The sequence below is a fragment of the Streptococcus oralis subsp. dentisani genome (assembly GCF_002096335.1).
Classification (GTDB): Bacteria; Bacillota; Bacilli; order Lactobacillales; family Streptococcaceae; genus Streptococcus; species Streptococcus oralis_Z.
In genome coordinates this window covers 112,275-128,920 of the sequence record NZ_NCUW01000027.1, presented here as the reverse complement: position 1 = coordinate 128,920, position 16,646 = coordinate 112,275, and the positions used below count along the sequence as shown (strand labels likewise).

10 protein-coding genes and 1 tRNA gene are annotated in these 16,646 nt (G+C 35.0%); 2 read left to right on the top strand and 9 right to left on the bottom strand.

All coding sequences use genetic code 11. The annotated features are described in order from the left end of the window. The first annotated feature begins 29 nt into the window (after positions 1–29). Positions 30–1,829, top strand: coding sequence for an N-acetylmuramoyl-L-alanine amidase (locus B7709_RS03205; RefSeq protein ID WP_084971609.1), 1,800 nt, complete (start codon positions 30–32; stop codon positions 1,827–1,829). Positions 1,830–1,860: 31 nt separating this feature from the next. Here B7709_RS03205 and B7709_RS03200 read toward each other — a convergent pair whose 3' ends face one another. From B7709_RS03200 to B7709_RS03155, 9 genes are all read right to left on the bottom strand, one after another. Beyond that, complete coding sequence (locus B7709_RS03200) at positions 1,861–2,178, bottom strand: hypothetical protein (protein ID WP_084971607.1); 318 nt, start codon at positions 2,176–2,178, stop codon at positions 1,861–1,863. Between the two features lie 243 nt (positions 2,179–2,421). Continuing rightward, positions 2,422–3,285, bottom strand: coding sequence for a DUF6287 domain-containing protein (locus tag B7709_RS03195; protein ID WP_084971605.1), 864 nt, complete (start codon positions 3,283–3,285; stop codon positions 2,422–2,424). Between the two features lie 302 nt (positions 3,286–3,587). Beyond that, positions 3,588–3,660, bottom strand: a tRNA-Thr gene (locus B7709_RS03190). Between the two features lie 224 nt (positions 3,661–3,884). Further along, entirely contained in the window at positions 3,885–10,322 is a 6,438-nt protein-coding gene (locus B7709_RS03185) for a S8 family peptidase (protein ID WP_084971603.1), read from the bottom strand. Between the two features lie 430 nt (positions 10,323–10,752). After that, entirely contained in the window at positions 10,753–11,538 is a 786-nt protein-coding gene (locus B7709_RS03180; RefSeq protein ID WP_084971601.1) for an ABC transporter permease, read from the bottom strand. 1 nt (position 11,539) lies between these two features. Beyond that, positions 11,540–12,358, bottom strand: a complete 819-nt coding sequence (locus tag B7709_RS03175; RefSeq protein ID WP_084971598.1) for an ABC transporter permease — start codon at positions 12,356–12,358, stop codon at positions 11,540–11,542. A 1-nt stretch (position 12,359) separates the two neighbouring features. After that, positions 12,360–13,352 carry an ABC transporter ATP-binding protein gene (locus B7709_RS03170; RefSeq protein ID WP_048788771.1) on the bottom strand — a complete coding sequence of 331 codons (993 nt, stop codon included), beginning with the start codon at positions 13,350–13,352 and terminating at the stop codon, positions 12,360–12,362. A 533-nt stretch (positions 13,353–13,885) separates the two neighbouring features. Continuing rightward, complete coding sequence (locus tag B7709_RS03160) at positions 13,886–14,794, bottom strand: hypothetical protein (RefSeq protein ID WP_084971594.1); 909 nt, start codon at positions 14,792–14,794, stop codon at positions 13,886–13,888. Between the two features lie 185 nt (positions 14,795–14,979). Then, positions 14,980–15,345: a winged helix-turn-helix transcriptional regulator gene (locus tag B7709_RS03155; protein WP_084971592.1), complete on the bottom strand. Its 366-nt coding sequence runs from the start codon at positions 15,343–15,345 to the stop codon at positions 14,980–14,982. A gap of 128 nt (positions 15,346–15,473) precedes the next feature. Between B7709_RS03155 and B7709_RS03150 the strand changes: the two genes are divergently transcribed. After that, the gene (locus B7709_RS03150) at positions 15,474–16,505 is read left to right on the top strand and encodes a zinc-binding alcohol dehydrogenase family protein (protein ID WP_084971590.1); all 1,032 of its coding nucleotides are present in this window, start codon (positions 15,474–15,476) and stop codon (positions 16,503–16,505) included. The last annotated feature ends 141 nt before the right edge of the window (positions 16,506–16,646 follow it).

Here is a 16,646-nt window from a genome sequence, read left to right as displayed (position 1 = left end):
TCTTAGAAAATAATGATTGGAGAATATCGTTGAAAAAGTTTATATTGGCAAGTGCTGTTGTCCTTTCAATGGCAGGATTGGCACAGGCACCTATCTATGCGGAAGAAAACAATGCTAATCCTCCTGCTACCACCGAGCAAAGCAACTATAAGGAAGATAAGAAAGATCTTTCAATTAAAAATGAAGAGGAGACTACAACACTTCCAAAAGACAAGGCAAAAGAAGAAGCCCCTAAAAAAGAAGGATGGCAGGAGGAAAACAAACACTGGCGTTTCTATGAAAACAATCAACCTGTCCTCAAATGGAAAAAAATTCAAGATAAGTGGTACTATTTTGACCAAGAGAGAAATCAACTCAGTGATACCATCTTTGATGGCTATGTTCTCAATAAAGACGGAGTCATGGTAGAAAATGGCTGGGTAGCTCTTGAGGGTAAATGGTACTACGCCAGTGAGTCTGGAAAAATCATCCAACAAACATGGAAAAAAATCGGAGGAATTTGGTACTACTTTGACAAAGATGGTGTCATGCTCAGTCAGACAATCGTTGATGGTTATCTCCTTACTAAAAGCGGGGCTATGGCGGAGAATGGCTGGGTAAAGATTGACCAAAATTGGTATTATGTCACACCATCTGGCAGAATCTCGCAAGACAAATGGGAGAAAATTAATGGTTCATGGTATTATTTTGACAAAAACGGCGTGATGCTCAGCAAAACGACCGTTGGTGCTTACCTGCTCGGCAGTAGCGGGGCCATGGCGGAAAACTCTTGGGTGAGAATCAATGAAAATTGGTATTACGCTAATGAATATGGGAAATACAGCCAAGACAAATGGGAGAAAATAAAAGGAACTTGGTACGCCTTTGAACAAAATGGTGTCATGCTTTCCAATAAATGGAAAGGAAGCTACTACCTCAAATCTAGTGGAGCCATGGCTGAAAAAGAGTGGATCTTTGATAAGGCCTACAACAGTTGGTTCTATCTAAAAGCGGATGGAACCTATGCGGCTCGTGAATGGATCGGTGCCTACTATCTCAAGTCTGGTGGTTACATGGCCAAGAATGAGTGGATTTACGACGACTATTACAAGGCTCGTTACTATCTGGACGATAGTGGACATTATGTTTCAGGAACTTATAGGATAGACGGCAAGGAACACTTGTTCCAAAAATACGGTCAATGGATTTCTGAAGTTTCAGCTGAAGGTGGATTTGTAAAAGGCCAATATACCAAAACCATCTTCCTAGATCCTGGACATGGTGGCAGAGATTCTGGAGCTTTCTACTACAATGTAGCTGAAAAAGATCTCAACATGCAGATTTACCGTAAACTTCGTACTAAGTTAGAAGAACTAGGCTACAAGGTCCTCACTTCTCGTGATAGTGATATTGACGTTGATTTTGTTACCGAGCGTTCTCGTATGGTTAATAAGACCAACTCTGATATTTTTATCAGTATTCACTTCAACGCTACTGGTAATACCTACTCAAAAGCGAGCGGTATACAAACCTACTCCTATAGCGATGAACCTGATTATCCAAGTAAGATTAATAAATACTGGCACAATCACCCAGATCGTATGAGTGAAAGCAAACGCCTCGCTGCGGCCATCCACTCCTCTCTTCTAGCAGAAACAGGAGCTAAGGATGCTGGCCTGTTGGAGAGTAGCTATGCCGTACTACGCGAAACAGCTAAACCAGCCGTCCTACTGGAACTTGGATATATGGATAATTTCACCGAAAGCCAACAAATCAGAGATAGCCACTACCAAGATAAACTGGTGGCAGGCATTGTAAAAGGTATCCAAAAATATTACGCTGGTAAATAACAATAAAGTCTCGAGAAACCTCGAGACTTTTCTATTTGTTTTCTTTTTTATCTTTATCAGGAAAGAGGTAGCCAAGTCCTACACAAGCTAGCACACCGGCACCAATTACCAAACCACTTGAGATTGGCAAAAGATCCAAAATAGCATTTGCAATGATAAAGGCAATGATAAGGCACATCAGACTAGCCTTATAGTCTTTTTTCAACAGATTTTCTAGAGTGAAATAGAGGAACAATCCCACTGGAATCAGTGACCAGAGGTTGACATCCAAACTTGGCCATCCAACAGATCCGAAATACAATACTAGCGCTGCTGCTACTAAAAATACAAGTCCCAATAATTTTTTCATTTTTTGTCTCCATTTTCTTTTTTTATTGACTTGAGTTGTCTGATACTGACCCCTCACATCCCTTACATGAATCATTATAGCAGAGGAATTTTTCAAGAACAAGCTCTTTTGCCTATCTGGTCTATATCTCGGTCTAAGTGGTTGAATAGTGATGATAAAAGAAAAGAAGCTCATTTGAGCTTCTTGATTTTACCAAGTACAAGAACATTTCTGAACTAAGTGAATCTAAAGTTTGATTCTAAACTAGTTTTTCTTTTTCTTAGATTCTAGAGAAGATTTGATTGCTTCACGATCAGCTTGCAGTTGAGCTAAATTCTTTTCTTCTTCCTCAAGTTTACTGGTATCTGGTTTCACACGATAGTAAACATCTTCTGGTTTCATTAACATCGCTTCATATTGTTGTCCAGAAAAAAGTCTTTCCTCAGCATGATTACTTTTATCCGTAATCTTTCCATCATCACCAGGTTGCATAACAACTCCACTTGGAACAGCAACTACTACAAATCCTCCAGCAACAGAATCTTTTACCCATGCACTGATAGACGCTGTCTCAGGGTTACGACTATCTTGACCTTTTGATACCTTTAATCCAACTACAGATTCGTACTTTTGATCATTTGTAAACCAAGTCGCATCTACTTCTCCAGAATTCGTAATAATGTATTCATTGCCAGATTGACTACGCCAAGTGCCTTCTAAACTAGACAAATCATTGTTTTTGATTGCTTCAATATCTAGTTTTGGAACGGCAGTTTCTTTCTTTAGCTTGCTAACAAGTGCTTCTGCTTCAGTAATCTTGGTGTCCAAATCAGCCAGTTGATTCTTGAGTTTTTGAATTTCCTCTTGTTTATCCTTATCAGTCTCATCCGTTTTTCCTTGGCTTGTAGACGCTTGACTTGTTGTCTCTGTAGTTGAAACTGAAGACGATGCTTGATTTGACTCTTTCTTTCCGATCAGAGAATATGAAAAAATACATATCAAAATGAGAGTGACTGAAGCAGCAAGTGCTATGCCAATATAGATTTTTATATTTGGAGCCGACTTTGATTCAGACCGCTCAGGTCCATTGACCTCTTCAAATTGTTTTTCCCGTTCTTTCTTATTCATAATTTTCTCCTTTTTGATTTATATTCAGGCAAGCTTACGAGACTTCATTCGTTACTATCCATGATTTTTTATAATTTTTAGAAAATCTAAACAAAAATTTCTAGAATAATTAACTATAAAAACATCTCTAGATTAGTATCAAAACAAGTATTTATTACAATACATTATACCACAAAATATAAATCACAGTTTGTATTTATATTTTAAATAAGCCGAGGATATGTTTTTTAAACAGAAGCCATCTCAAATATTTTACCTTTTCTGTGTTTACAAAAAAGAAACCCATTAGGGCTTCTTCATTCTGCCGATTGCAGGGATCGAACCTGTGACCTACGCGTTACGAGTGCGTTGCTCTACCAACTGAGCTAAATCGGCGATTACTCTTTTAGTATAGCACTCTGAAAATAGATGTCAAGAGATTTTCATCACTATTAGAAAAAGCCTGTCCGGAGACAAGGCTTTTATATATATCTCTTTAAAATCTCCCATTTTCATAGAAATCTAAATAATATATTTATAAATCAATATTTTCACAAAACTATGTCATCACCTCACTATCTAATCTCAGTACATAAACCATTTTTTCTATAGCTTTTGTCTTAATCTTTATTTTTTTTCTTCAATCCAAGAAAAGCTCCTACTATAAACATTATTCCGGCAGCTAATAGTGTCTGGGCTCCGCTTGCTGTTCCGGTTTTTGGCAACTCATTAGGATTGTTAATAGTTGATTTACTATTGATGTTGGTATTTTTATTAGTTAAGTTCCCTTTTTCATTTAGATAAACTTTCTTGTTAATTTCAAAGTTTTTATCATTTTCATCAGAAACAATACTGTTGACATCATTAGTTGAATCAGATTGTGTTTTTTCTTTCTTTTTCGATACATCAAAAGTAGGTTTATTTTCCTCCTCCTTTTTCTCCTCTATTTTCTTGAATACAGGTTTTATAAGGGTATCTTTTGATAGATTAAGAACATAGCCAACGTCTTTTTTCCCTTCGACACCAGAAATTTCCCAGCCATCAAATTGATAGCCTTTTTCTAATTCCCCCTTATAGACAGGTAAAATGAAATCTTCTTCCGATACTATCTTAGAACTCATTTCTTTTCCATTTTTAATGGTCACAGTTACCATCTGAGGTTTTAGTTCGCTCACCTCTCCCGTATCTTTGTTTAAAATGAATTCTTTTACAGTTGTATTTCTTGCAAAATCTTTTACAACAATCTTAATGTTTAGTGTCTTATCTGTTAGTTGTTTAATATCATCAAATGATTTGTATTCTTTTCCATTTACATAAATATGTTTGTTTTGAATCTCACCATCGAATCCATTATTTCTTTTATCATTGATGTTAAAGACTACAGATTTTCCATCAGCATATTCAATACTAGTATTTCCCTTAGGATCAATGTTTACTTCTGGTTTAACATTATCATATAAAAATTGATAGTGTACTCCAACCGCTTTAGCATTCAAATCGCTATAGCCAGTTTGAAGATAAACATTTCCATCCATATCTGTTACCTTATCTGGAAATCCGTTTGCTTTATAGTCTTTCATTCCCCAGTCCATGATGTCGCCGTCTTTAACATTAAGCTTAATGCTAAAATCTCTAGTGTTATCAATGTGTAAATCTCCGTAGATTAAATAATTATCTACAACCGATTCATTAACTCTCAACTCCCAGTTAAAACCACCCTTATCAGAAATCTTACCCCTTAAATAGAATTCTGGATTTCGTACATAAATTTTATTAGTTTTAGATGGATTAAAGTAGTTCTTGTCCATTGAAAGATTTACTGGTTTTGCATCAATAAATAACGTAGAGCCATCTTCTTTTATAGCTTCTACATTGGACTTATCCTCTCCTGTGTACTCTTTACCATCCTTACCAAATAATACCAGTTTAGAAGGATCTGTTACAAGATTGCCATCGTTATCGATTGCTTCTCCTTTATCGTTCATTTTAAATGTAAACACTTGATATCTTACAATGTTAAAGCCGTCCAAAGCCGACATTAATACTGATTGAGTACTTCTTCCATCTTCAACATTTCTACTATCAGCATAAATTATTTTTTCTGATAAGACTCTTAGATTAGGATTGGCCTTTTTGATTTTTGCTATATCTTCCTTGTTATAGACTCCATTCCCTTCTAACATATCCGTTTTTCCAGGATTATAGGTAGTCACTTTTAGTGCAAAGCCTTTTCTTAGAATGATGTTATCCTTTAACAGATATTGTTGTTTTTCTGAATCAGAATAGATTTTACCAGATTCTATGTCCGTTAAATTGTTTGGTTTGTTTTTTGAAAGATCTCCTTCTCCTAATTCTATTACATTCCCATAACTTGATGCATACGGATATTCTGATTTAGTTTCTTTAATTTTTTCAGGCATTCTAATTTTAGTTTCAGCTTTTATCCGACCATCATCTTTAACAAAGAATCTCATATCTCCTGCAAAAGCTAATCCATCCACAATATCATTAATATTTGCGTATAAATCAAATGTCATCGTTTTTGAGTGGGAATCATACTTGGTCGTTTTGATTTCTATCGATTTATAGTTATTTCCATAATATACCTTGGCATTTTTAGAAACATTACTTATCTTTCCAAGAATTTCAAAGTGTCCATCTTTAGATGGGTTTAGAATGCCATAAATTTTTGATTTGATTTCATCAAGTTTTTCAGTTTCATATTCTAAGGCACTACCATCATCATAAGCAATGATATTTCCCTTATCATCGTATTTATAATCGTATTCCTCTATTCTCTTACCAGTTTCACTTGTAAAGTCATCAACTTCTCTATATTTCTTTTTAATGAGTTTCTTTAAGTCTTTACTTTCAAAATCTCTAATTGTTGAAATAGTTTTATGAATAGTCAAGCTGGATTTTTCTTCGGTAGCCTCTTCATTTTCTTGATGATGATGTTCTACCTCGGTTGTATCTTTTTTAAGACTATCATCTTTAACGTTTTTTAAATTCTTAAATTTAGATTCAGGAATTTCTCCAAGCTTTTGGTATTTAGATGAATCTTGATCAGGATCTATTAAATAATACGAAATCATTCCATTTTGATCTGCATGATCAGCAAATTTAATTCTATGAATCTTTGTGAAATTGCTAGAACCGTCTAATGCAATCACTTCAATGATTTTGCCTCTTAAATCTCCTGCACCTTTAATTTCATAAATGGTATTTCCGTCTTTGTCAAGTTTCCTATTTCTTCCTTGACCCTCACCTGCATAAGTTACTTCAAGATTTTTCTCAACCTCTCCATCTTCATTAACAAGAGCGGCGCCAGCATACCAAACTTCATTGGCAATCTCGTCAAATTTTTCAGGATGTTCTTTTTGATCTCTCGCAAATAGCGTTTCATTCTTATATTGCTCTTTGACCTTGTGATAAGTATCCTTTGTAATTAACTTAATTTTTTCAGGGGTTGAAAAATCAATTGAAACAATCTGTGGAGAGGTGTTATCAATTTTTACAGGAATATAGGAAACCTGCCAAGGGTAATCCTTGGTTAATCTATATTTAAATTTATAGAAATATTGGCCTTCCGCAATCGGTTCAAATTGTCCTCGTATCTTAGTAGCAGGATCTTTTTTGTCATTACTTTCTGGGGCATTTTCTTCTCTACCTCTCGGGTTATAAATGAGTCCATCCCATTTCAAGTCACCCCAAACTTTTAGTTTAGATGATTTAATGCCCTTTGCATCATTTCTTTTAGAGTTTAAAATTCCTTTAATAAAGTGTTCTCTCGAAATGACTTTTAAGTCTTTTTGATTTTCTCCCTCTTTATTCGTATTTACTATTGAAATCACCCCTTCTTCTGCACTTCTTAATACAAGTGGAGAAGGCGTTAATCCTCTCTCAAGTTGAGCATCTTGAGGATTCCCATTTGAATCTAAAGGATAGACTTTCGCAATTTTTGATCCACTCGTTGATGGTGCATTTATCCCTTCGTTATTGAAAGCAAATAATTCTGGATTTTGATCTAGGGATGTTGTATTTTTATCTTTTCTATTTTGTATAACTCCAGCTGGATTAAACTTATCGATGCCATGTTCTCCACCAATTCCCTTATTTAAGGTACCTGGAATTTTTGGTTTACCGTCATCATCATAAGCTTCCATTGCTTTTGATTTTGATCCTTCTTCCCAAGCCCATTTATCAAGGATTGGTTCGTGGTTCCAATTCCCAGCAAATCCCATTAGAGGCATCGATAAAGAAGGTTGGAAGTTTATTTTCTTCCCGTTGGAGTTTAGAGCTTCCATTTCTTCCACTGATTCAAAATGAATAAATGATTCTACAAATTTATTTTTATTTTTTGCTTCCCCAACATTTATAACTGCATTTAAATCAAAGCTGGAATTTGGACCTATAGTAAAAGTGTCATGCTCAAATGTGATATTTGCTCCTTTGACTTTTTCTGGGTGAATTTCTGGAACAATTTGCTTCCCGTCCGGAGATTTTTCATCTTTATATGTTTCATCGAGTTTTAGCCTATCAGTTAGAGCATCTGTAGTTACAGTTGATGCAGAAACTTTAAATGTTAAAGGTCTATTTGAGGTATTGTGAAGCTTGATTGTAAAGTATTTTTTATCACCTTTTATTTCTTTAAGAGAAATGGAACCATATGAATTTACCAAACCTTTAGAATCTGTATTTTTGAAAGTTGCTACAACTTCATTTCTCAAAGCGTTGGCAACATTAATTAGCCCCGCTCCCTGCTGTCTAGGTGATGCAAAGTATTGACTCTTTTCTTTCCAAGAGGTTGCATCCATCATCGGTCTTGCAGTATTTTGTAGGGCTATTTTTGTAAGACTTGTAAGGTCTATTTTGTCATCTCCCTTAAGATTTTTCAAGACAGGTCTTTCAAGCAATTCCTTTAATTTTGGCCTAATCAAAACAGTAGATGCTGCTACGATTGGAGTTGCCATGCTAGTTCCTGACATATAACCATAAGTGGATTTACCATTAATAACATTTAGAGTGGATTTAATATTTTTACCAGGTGCTGAAACATCCGGTTTTAAAAGCAAATCTGTTCTTGGCCCCCAAGATGTAGACCCTGCTGGAACGATGATATCTTCTTTATAAAGTTCTTTGTCTGTGTCAGGTGCAAATTTAAAGTCAATTTCTTTTTCATCACCTACATTCGGTTTATTAGAATTATAGCTTTCCATATCAATTGGATAGTATTGTTCTAAGTTATCTTTAAAATCTTCCTTATTATTTCTTTTGACTTCAGTTTTTTTATCAGGGTTAATCATGTTCCATAATTTTACACCATCATCTCCTGAAATTGAAAATACTTGACTAGTAGTTCCTTCATCCGCTTCATATCCCATAGCTGGAAGGTCTGTCCAATTATCTCTATTGTAGTAATTTACAGTATTTACAACCATAATGGCACGTGCGCCTTTATCCGTTGCTCTTTTAAAAGCATCTTTTAAATCCTTGGTATAAATTCTATCCATTACTGCAATTTTGCCCTTAAGATCCAAGCCTATCAAATCCTGATCTTGACCTTTGCCTATATATACAAATTTTAATTTATTTGGAGTTTTTGAGCCATTCTCATTTGTTAGGATTTTATTTTTATCGAAAAAAGCCCCTATATTTCTGTATTTAAAACTTTGTCCTCCAATGTTAACCTTATCAAACTCAATGGTTTGATTTTTAGCAGAAGCAACGGCTATTGCATCTTCATGTGCGGCAGTTCGTGTTACATTTCCAGTATCTGTCATTTTCAGATTATTATTTGCTACTAAATCCCAAGAAGAACTTGAAGCAGAAGTCGCAAAGTTACCTGTAGCAACAACCATTGGGATTCCAGCTTTTCTTAATGCTCTAATAGCCTCCCAATATTTCTCGCCTACAAGACCTGTTCCCGTAAAGCCAGATGATACCGAAACAACATCAACATTGTGCTTAATCGAATCTTCAATAGCATGAAACATTGTTTCATCACCCGCAAACCCAGATCCTGCGTCAGAGTACATTTTATAAGAGAAAATTTGTGCATTAGGCGCAATTCCATCTATGCCATTAAAGTTCTTGATGTCTTTTTCAGTATCATTTCCAGCAAGAATACCTGCAATATGCATCCCATGTGGGTCAAAATAATCCCTTCCATCATCATATTTTTCTACAGTGATTTTACCACCATTATAATAATTGAACGCATGAGGGATTTTATCACTCAACCAATAATTTTTATCAGTGCCTTTTAAGTCATCTTTTTTAAATTTCATTGAGTCTTTGGCATCATCATCGATTCTCATAGCCTTATGCCTATAATCTGTTCCAGTATCGATATTTGAAATAACCATACCTCTACCATCAAAATTTTTCCCAAATGGAGCATTGATAGACTTTAGGTAATCAATAGCTTCCTCAACTCCAATTTCCTTTCTGGCATGATTCATCATTGGTTGGACTTTTTGTGACCTTTCAACCGACGAAACACCTTCTATTTGTTTAATTTTGTCCAAATTATCTGGAGTTGTTTCAATGGCGGTGCCATTAAAAATCGTATTATAGGTATATAAAACTTTTGTATCCTTCAGATTGGATAGTTCCTTAATTACTTTTTCTCCAGATTCCTTATCTTTAAATTCAGCAATATAGACAACTTTATTATCTTCTTTTTTCGGATTTTCTGTATCTTTATTTACAAATGAGTCCGTATCATTTCCTTTGGATTGATTGGAGTCTTCTTTGATACTTGCTCCTTCGTTACTAGTTTTTTTGTCTATCTCAGACTTTCTACTAACAACTTCTTTTTCCTCAATAACTGTTGTCTTCTTCTCCTCAGTATCCTTTGAAGTTTCTATAACATTATGAATATCTTCAGATTGTTCATTGTTTTTTGTTTCTTTATCTGCTACTACTTTTTCTTTATCAGAAATTCTTAAAGCATCTTCAGAACTAGGTGTATCTGCTAAAATTACCTCATTGGGAGCATATGCTGCTAAAATAACTGCAGCAGTAGTTAATGACAATACCGTACTTTTTTTCATTATAATTCCTTCATTTTTTATTTTAAACCCAATAGATAGAATACTTTAACCTTGCTAGCCTTTGTTATAAAAAGTTTTATGACGTATTATCTAGTGGGATAGAGTAGTACATTTATATATAATTGTTAGCTCTCTGAAAAATAGTATATCAATTAAAAAATTTTAAGTCAAGAAAAATTAACACTGGTTAATTTTTTTTTTAATCCATGTTAACAAAAAATCTAGTCAATAGATTTTATAGTTAACTGGGTACAGTATAAACTCATTCGTGCCATCAAAAATATTATCAATCAACTTGAATAACTACCAAAATCGCAAAAAGGGGAATGGATATAATTCATGCATCAATTAACATGCAAAAACAACCGCTATAATTTTCAACGGTTGTTTTTAACATATTTAATTTTTAACTCTCATTCTATTTTAGCTCTTACGAACCTGCACTTTCGTATGCATCTAATCCCCTATCCCAGAGTTTCAAAGAAATGACAAAGAAGGCAAGGGAAATCAGAATCAAACCACCAATGTTAAAGAGCCCGTCTTTGTCCTGCAAGAAATAGCTGGCAGGATAGTAGGCTGTAAAGGCGAAAGGTACGATAAAGCTAATCAACCAACGAAGAAGGGAATTGTAAATGGAAATCGGGTACTTAGCAAAGTCATTAAACATATAGAAAATGTAAATCATGGCACCTGACTGCTTGGTCCAAAAAGCGATGCTGGCTGTCGCGATTTTTAAAGAAGTGTAAATCAAGGTCGCAAAAGGAATACAAACTAGAAAAATCAGGAATTTTGGAAGAGTCCAAGCAATGCTAGTCGCCGTTGTCGCTAGTAAAATTCCACCGACCAAAAGTTCACCCAAGGCATCAATCTGAAAGGTCTCAACGAGGATGTGAAAGAGAGGATTGATAGGACGAGTCAGATACTTGTCAAACTCCCCTTTTCGAACTAGTCGTTGACCTAAAGCCCAGAGATTGTCAAAAAAGAGATGATCTAATCCCTTTGGAATTAAAGAAAATCCATAGATAAAGGCAATCTCTTGAAAGGTCCAACCTTCTAGCGAGGGGATGTGTTGAAAGATGACATTGAGAAACAAGAGGTTCAGGCCTTGAGTCAGAAAGACTCCCAACACACCAACCACAAAATCTACCTTGTATTCCATGATTTGCTTGATGTACTGTCTGATAAAAATCAGATGCATGCGTTGATATTTTTTCATACTAACCTCCCTGAATGGTGATAAATGACTGGACTCGTTTCCAAATCAACTGAGACAAGCCCACCATCACTAAGAGCCAGAAAAACTGGAGCAAAAGCGCCTGAAGAATCTGGCTGGCATCGTATTTCCCAACGATAATCATGACCGGAGTGTAAATCAAAGACGAGAAAGGTAAGAAGGACAGAATATCTGAAATGACCTTTGGAAAAAAAGCCAAAGGAATCAAACTCCCAGACATAAAGGCCACTATGGAAGTCTTAAGTAGGTTGGAACCCCAAAGATTTTTAAATACAAAGGCTGAAAATCCAAAGCAGATATTAAAGAAAAAGTTAATCAGATAAGCCAGAGTTAAGCTAAAAAGATATAGAATCGTTAATCCCAGTACTTCTACAATCCCTTGCCCAGATAAGATTTTCATCAAAACAATGACACTTAAAAATGGCAGTCCAACAGAGATAAAAATCAACCACTTGGAACCAAGCTCCGTAAAGAGGTACGAAGCCGCAAAATGCACTGGTCGCAACAAGCGCATGATAATGGAACCATCCTTGACCTCATCACCAATCATAAAGGAAGAATCCGACCTAGTCAGAAGATTAGTCACAAAACTCATGATGATGTAGAGGGTGATATCTGCCATACTGAAGCCCTGAATCAAAGGCTCCTGGGAGGAATCAAAGACAGCCTTCCATAGATAAAAAGCCACAAAAGCACCCATGACATCGCCAATCCGATAAAGAATAAAGTTGACTCGATAGCTAATCAACTCCTGAATCCCTGCATTGATAAAGGGTTTATAACGTCTCCACAATTTGACCATCTTAGAGCTCCTTTCGATAGAAGCGACGGATAATATCTTCAATATCCGTATCTACCATCTTCAAATCACGGACCTCAAAATCAGATAAGGTTTGCTTGATAATATCGGCCGACTGGTAGCGGGAACTATCGAATTCAATATTGAGAGTATTTCCTTGTCTATCAATGGATATATCAGGTAAGCCTTCATAATGAGAGACGAGATGACTTTGACCTGGCGTCAGATCGAAGGAGAGAGTCTTCATCTTGCCAAAGGTCTCCTTGAGCTGGCTCACCGTCCCGTCAAAAATCTCCTGCCCCTTGTCAATCATAAAAATCCGATCACAGAGTTGCTCAATATCGCTCAAGTCGTGAGTGGTCAAGAGAATAGTTGTCTCTTCCTCCTGATTAATCTGGGTAATGGCCCGACGAATGTTGTCCTTGACCGACACATCCAAACCAATAGTCGGCTCATCTAAAAAGAGAACTTTGGGATTGTGAAGCAAGGAAGCCGCAATATCCGCCCGCATCCGTTGACCCAATGAAAGAGTCCGCACAGGATCCTTGATAAATTCCTTCAAATCCAAAACTTCATTCAAAAAGTCCATACGCTTATGGAAAAGCGAGTCTGGCACATCGTAAATCTCCTTCAAAACCGTGTAGGTCTCTTGCAGTGCCAAATCCCACCATAGCTGGGTACGTTGTCCGAAAACGACTCCAATATCCTTGACATAATCTTGGCGATTATCCTGCGGAATCTTGCCATTAATCCGACAAAAACCAGATGTCGGTTTCAAAATTCCTGTCAGCATTTTGATGGTTGTCGACTTCCCAGCACCATTGGCCCCTATAAAGCCTAGAATCTGTCCCTTTGGTACCTCAAAGGTCAAATCCTTGACCGCTTCAAAGGTCTGCTTTTCGGGATGAATAAAGGAGCGCAAAGCCCCCTTCAAACCAGGTTCCTTCACTGTCTTCACAAAATTTTTCTGAAGATGTTCCACTTCTATCATTGCCATAAATCTCTCCCTATCGCAAAGAATAGCAACATTGTATTTTTGACTACAAATATTCTAAATCCTTACTTTCTACACCTTCTCCATATTATTACTACAGAAGACTTTATACCAACCTATTATAGTCCAATAAAAACTAGAATGCAAGCGTTTGCCTATCGATTATGAAATTAGAGATTTCTCTCTTAAATTAATACTTTTAATCAAAAAATCTGGTTTAATCGTTTCCCTAAAACACACAAAAACCCACCCAATGGGCAGGTTTCTGTTTTGTTTGGTTAAGCTAGATTAAGCTTTACCTTCTGAACATAAACTATTTAGTTACCATGGTTCATATTACACTGAGAAGTGCTATATTTAGACATTTATCCACCCACACCATATAGGAAAGATACTTCATCCTTCCCTTTAGTTCTTAAAAAGTGTGGCAAAATGGGGGACAAAATCTTAGGTTGAATTTGCCATAAATCCTAGTATAGACAGCAGAAATTTGGAGAATATTGAATAAGCTTTTTCTGCAGTGAATATGAATCCTACTAACAAACTGGAACTCTTCCTATAAAACAGAATTTTATAAGATCTTTAAATACCTTTTGTTCTTCAGTGCTAGATAAATAAAGATCTAAATCATGCTTTCTATATTCGACTACAGCTTCTTCGAAATCTCTATAAAAACCATGTGATGACAATTGGACATCAGTGTTATTCAGAACAGATACTAATAGACTATAACAATTAGAATGATTTCTTAGCTTAAGAGGTAAAACATTCTGAGAAAAATTCTCCTCATATTCGATAATTTCAGATTCTGAAGGATAAATTACATTTTGAAGAAATTTACTATTATTATATAGCCAAAATCTAGCTTCATCAATCCCTCTAGCCTTAACGATAGACAAAAGAAACTTGTCTAGAAGTTGAATATTATCATACCCTATGATATCAATTATTTTTTTCAAAGTTCGATATCTAATTTCAGGAGGTAAAACAGAGAACAATGTCAAGATATTTTTGTCTGTTTTTAAATTCAGACCATATTTCAAAAAATATTGTACAAATAAATAAGAAAATAAATCCCAAATGGAGTCTTCGGCTATACTCAATTCATCTACATTAGCATCCGATATATTTGCTGTATGAGTGTATTTATTGCCTAATTTTCTTAACCTATCTATAGTTTTTTCAAAATCCTTGACTAGTCGTTTATCTACCTTTTTATACCTTTCTGTTACTTTAAACTTTTCATTTTTTTCATGAGTAGTTATATCTCCCAGATTCATGGGTTCTCCTGCTCCCAAATCCAAAAATTTGCGAGCTAATAACTCTGTCAATTTTCTGAGTAATATTATCCTACTTCCCATACTGATAGTTGAATAATATATATCTGCAATTAAATCAGATAAAACTAATTCATAATCGTAATTTTTAAAAGGAGCAATTGCCATAATTCGACCTCTCTAAAATGGGATATAGTAACACTCTAATACCATAAAATTGCAGAAGGATGTGCTTATTTTTTCTTACTAACTCAGACTCCTTTTGACAAGTTTATTGGCTTGATATCTAATAATACTTTATCTATGGATAGATAAAAGATATATCATACTTAATTATTTATAATTTAATATGATTATTTATCAACAGGAAGCTCGTTACCATTTTTAAATAAAATTTGATTATATTTATTTCCCCATCTATTCATTTCAACTACTATTGGTTCTAAAGTTCTTCCAAGTTCAGTTAGTGTATACTCTGTTATCGGAGGCATGATAGAGTAAATATCTTTACGAATAATTTTGTCCAACTCCAATTCTTTAAGTTGCAACGCTAACATCCTTCTAGAACAACCGGGCATTAATTTTTCTAATTCGCCAAATCGACAAATTTCATTATTTAATAAGTGAAATAATATTACGCATTTCCATTTGCCAGAAATTACTTGGAGAGTGGTTTCTACTGGACATCCATTAGCACAATCATAAATTTTTCTTACCATAATCTACCCATCTTTCTATCTTAAGTTACTAAAATATCACTAGTTACAAAAACTTCAATATTGTTATTTTGCAGTATTTGTCTATAATTAACATTATACCAAATAAAATAAGGAAAGGAAATTGAACTATGGCAACTATGAAAGGGGTCGGATTATACAGATATTTACCTATTGATGATAAGAGAAGTTTTGAAGACGTTGAGTTAGATAAACCTTTTGCTAAAGGAAAGAACTTACTTGTTGAGGTTAAAGCGATTTCAGTAAATCCAGTAGATTATAAAGTTAGATCTCCAAAAAGTAAAGTCGAAGAATCCCCGAGAATCTTAGGATGGGATGCTTCCGGAATTGTCTCAGAGGTAGGGGAAGATTGCGAGTTGTTTTCTGTTGGCGATGAGGTATTCTATGCGGGAGATTTAACAAAATCGGGGTCCTATGCTGAATATCAACTTGTAGATGAGCGTATTGTTGGGAAAAAACCAAATACTTTATCTTTTGAAGATTCTGCGGCCTTACCCTTAACTTCCTTAACAGCATATGAGGGTTTATTTGAAAAATTAAAAATCCCATTTGATAAAAGCAAAAATTATGCTAAGAGTATATTAACCATCGGAGCAAGTGGTGGAGTAGGATCAATAGCTTGTCAGTTAGCTCATAATGTAGGGTTAACTGTTATTGGAACTGCTTCCAGAGATGAAAGTAAAAAGTGGGTTTTGGAGCATGGAGCTGAATTTGTAATTAATCATTTTGAAGATATGGATAAAGAGCTTAATGAAATTGGATTCTCAACAGTTGATTACATTTTCTGTTTAAATAATACTGAAAAGCATTGGGATTTTATGGTAAAAGCTATTAAACCTCAAGGAAAAATCTGTTCTATTGACGAAACTAAAGAAAAAGTCAATTTGTCTGCACTACAGTCTAAAGCAGTTAGTTTTTCATGGGAATTTATGTTTGCAAAATCAATGTGGCAAACAGAAGATTTGATTAGTCAACATTATATTCTTAATCAAATTGCAGATATGATTGATAATGGAGAGCTAAAAACGACGGTTACAAAAAGATTATCTCCAATGAATTCAATAAACATTAAAGAGGCTCACAGGCTTCTAGAAACCGGTCGAACCATAGGAAAAATTGTTATCAGCAATTCAAAAGAGTAAAAAATTAGAATTAATTAATGGAGAAAGAATAAATAGGTATAATGAGTCTCGTGTAATTAAAGATAGCATAGTAAAGCAATAGGTCTGTGAATTTTCCAAGAACAGATTAGGCTTTTATTTCATAGAAAGGGATATTCCCTG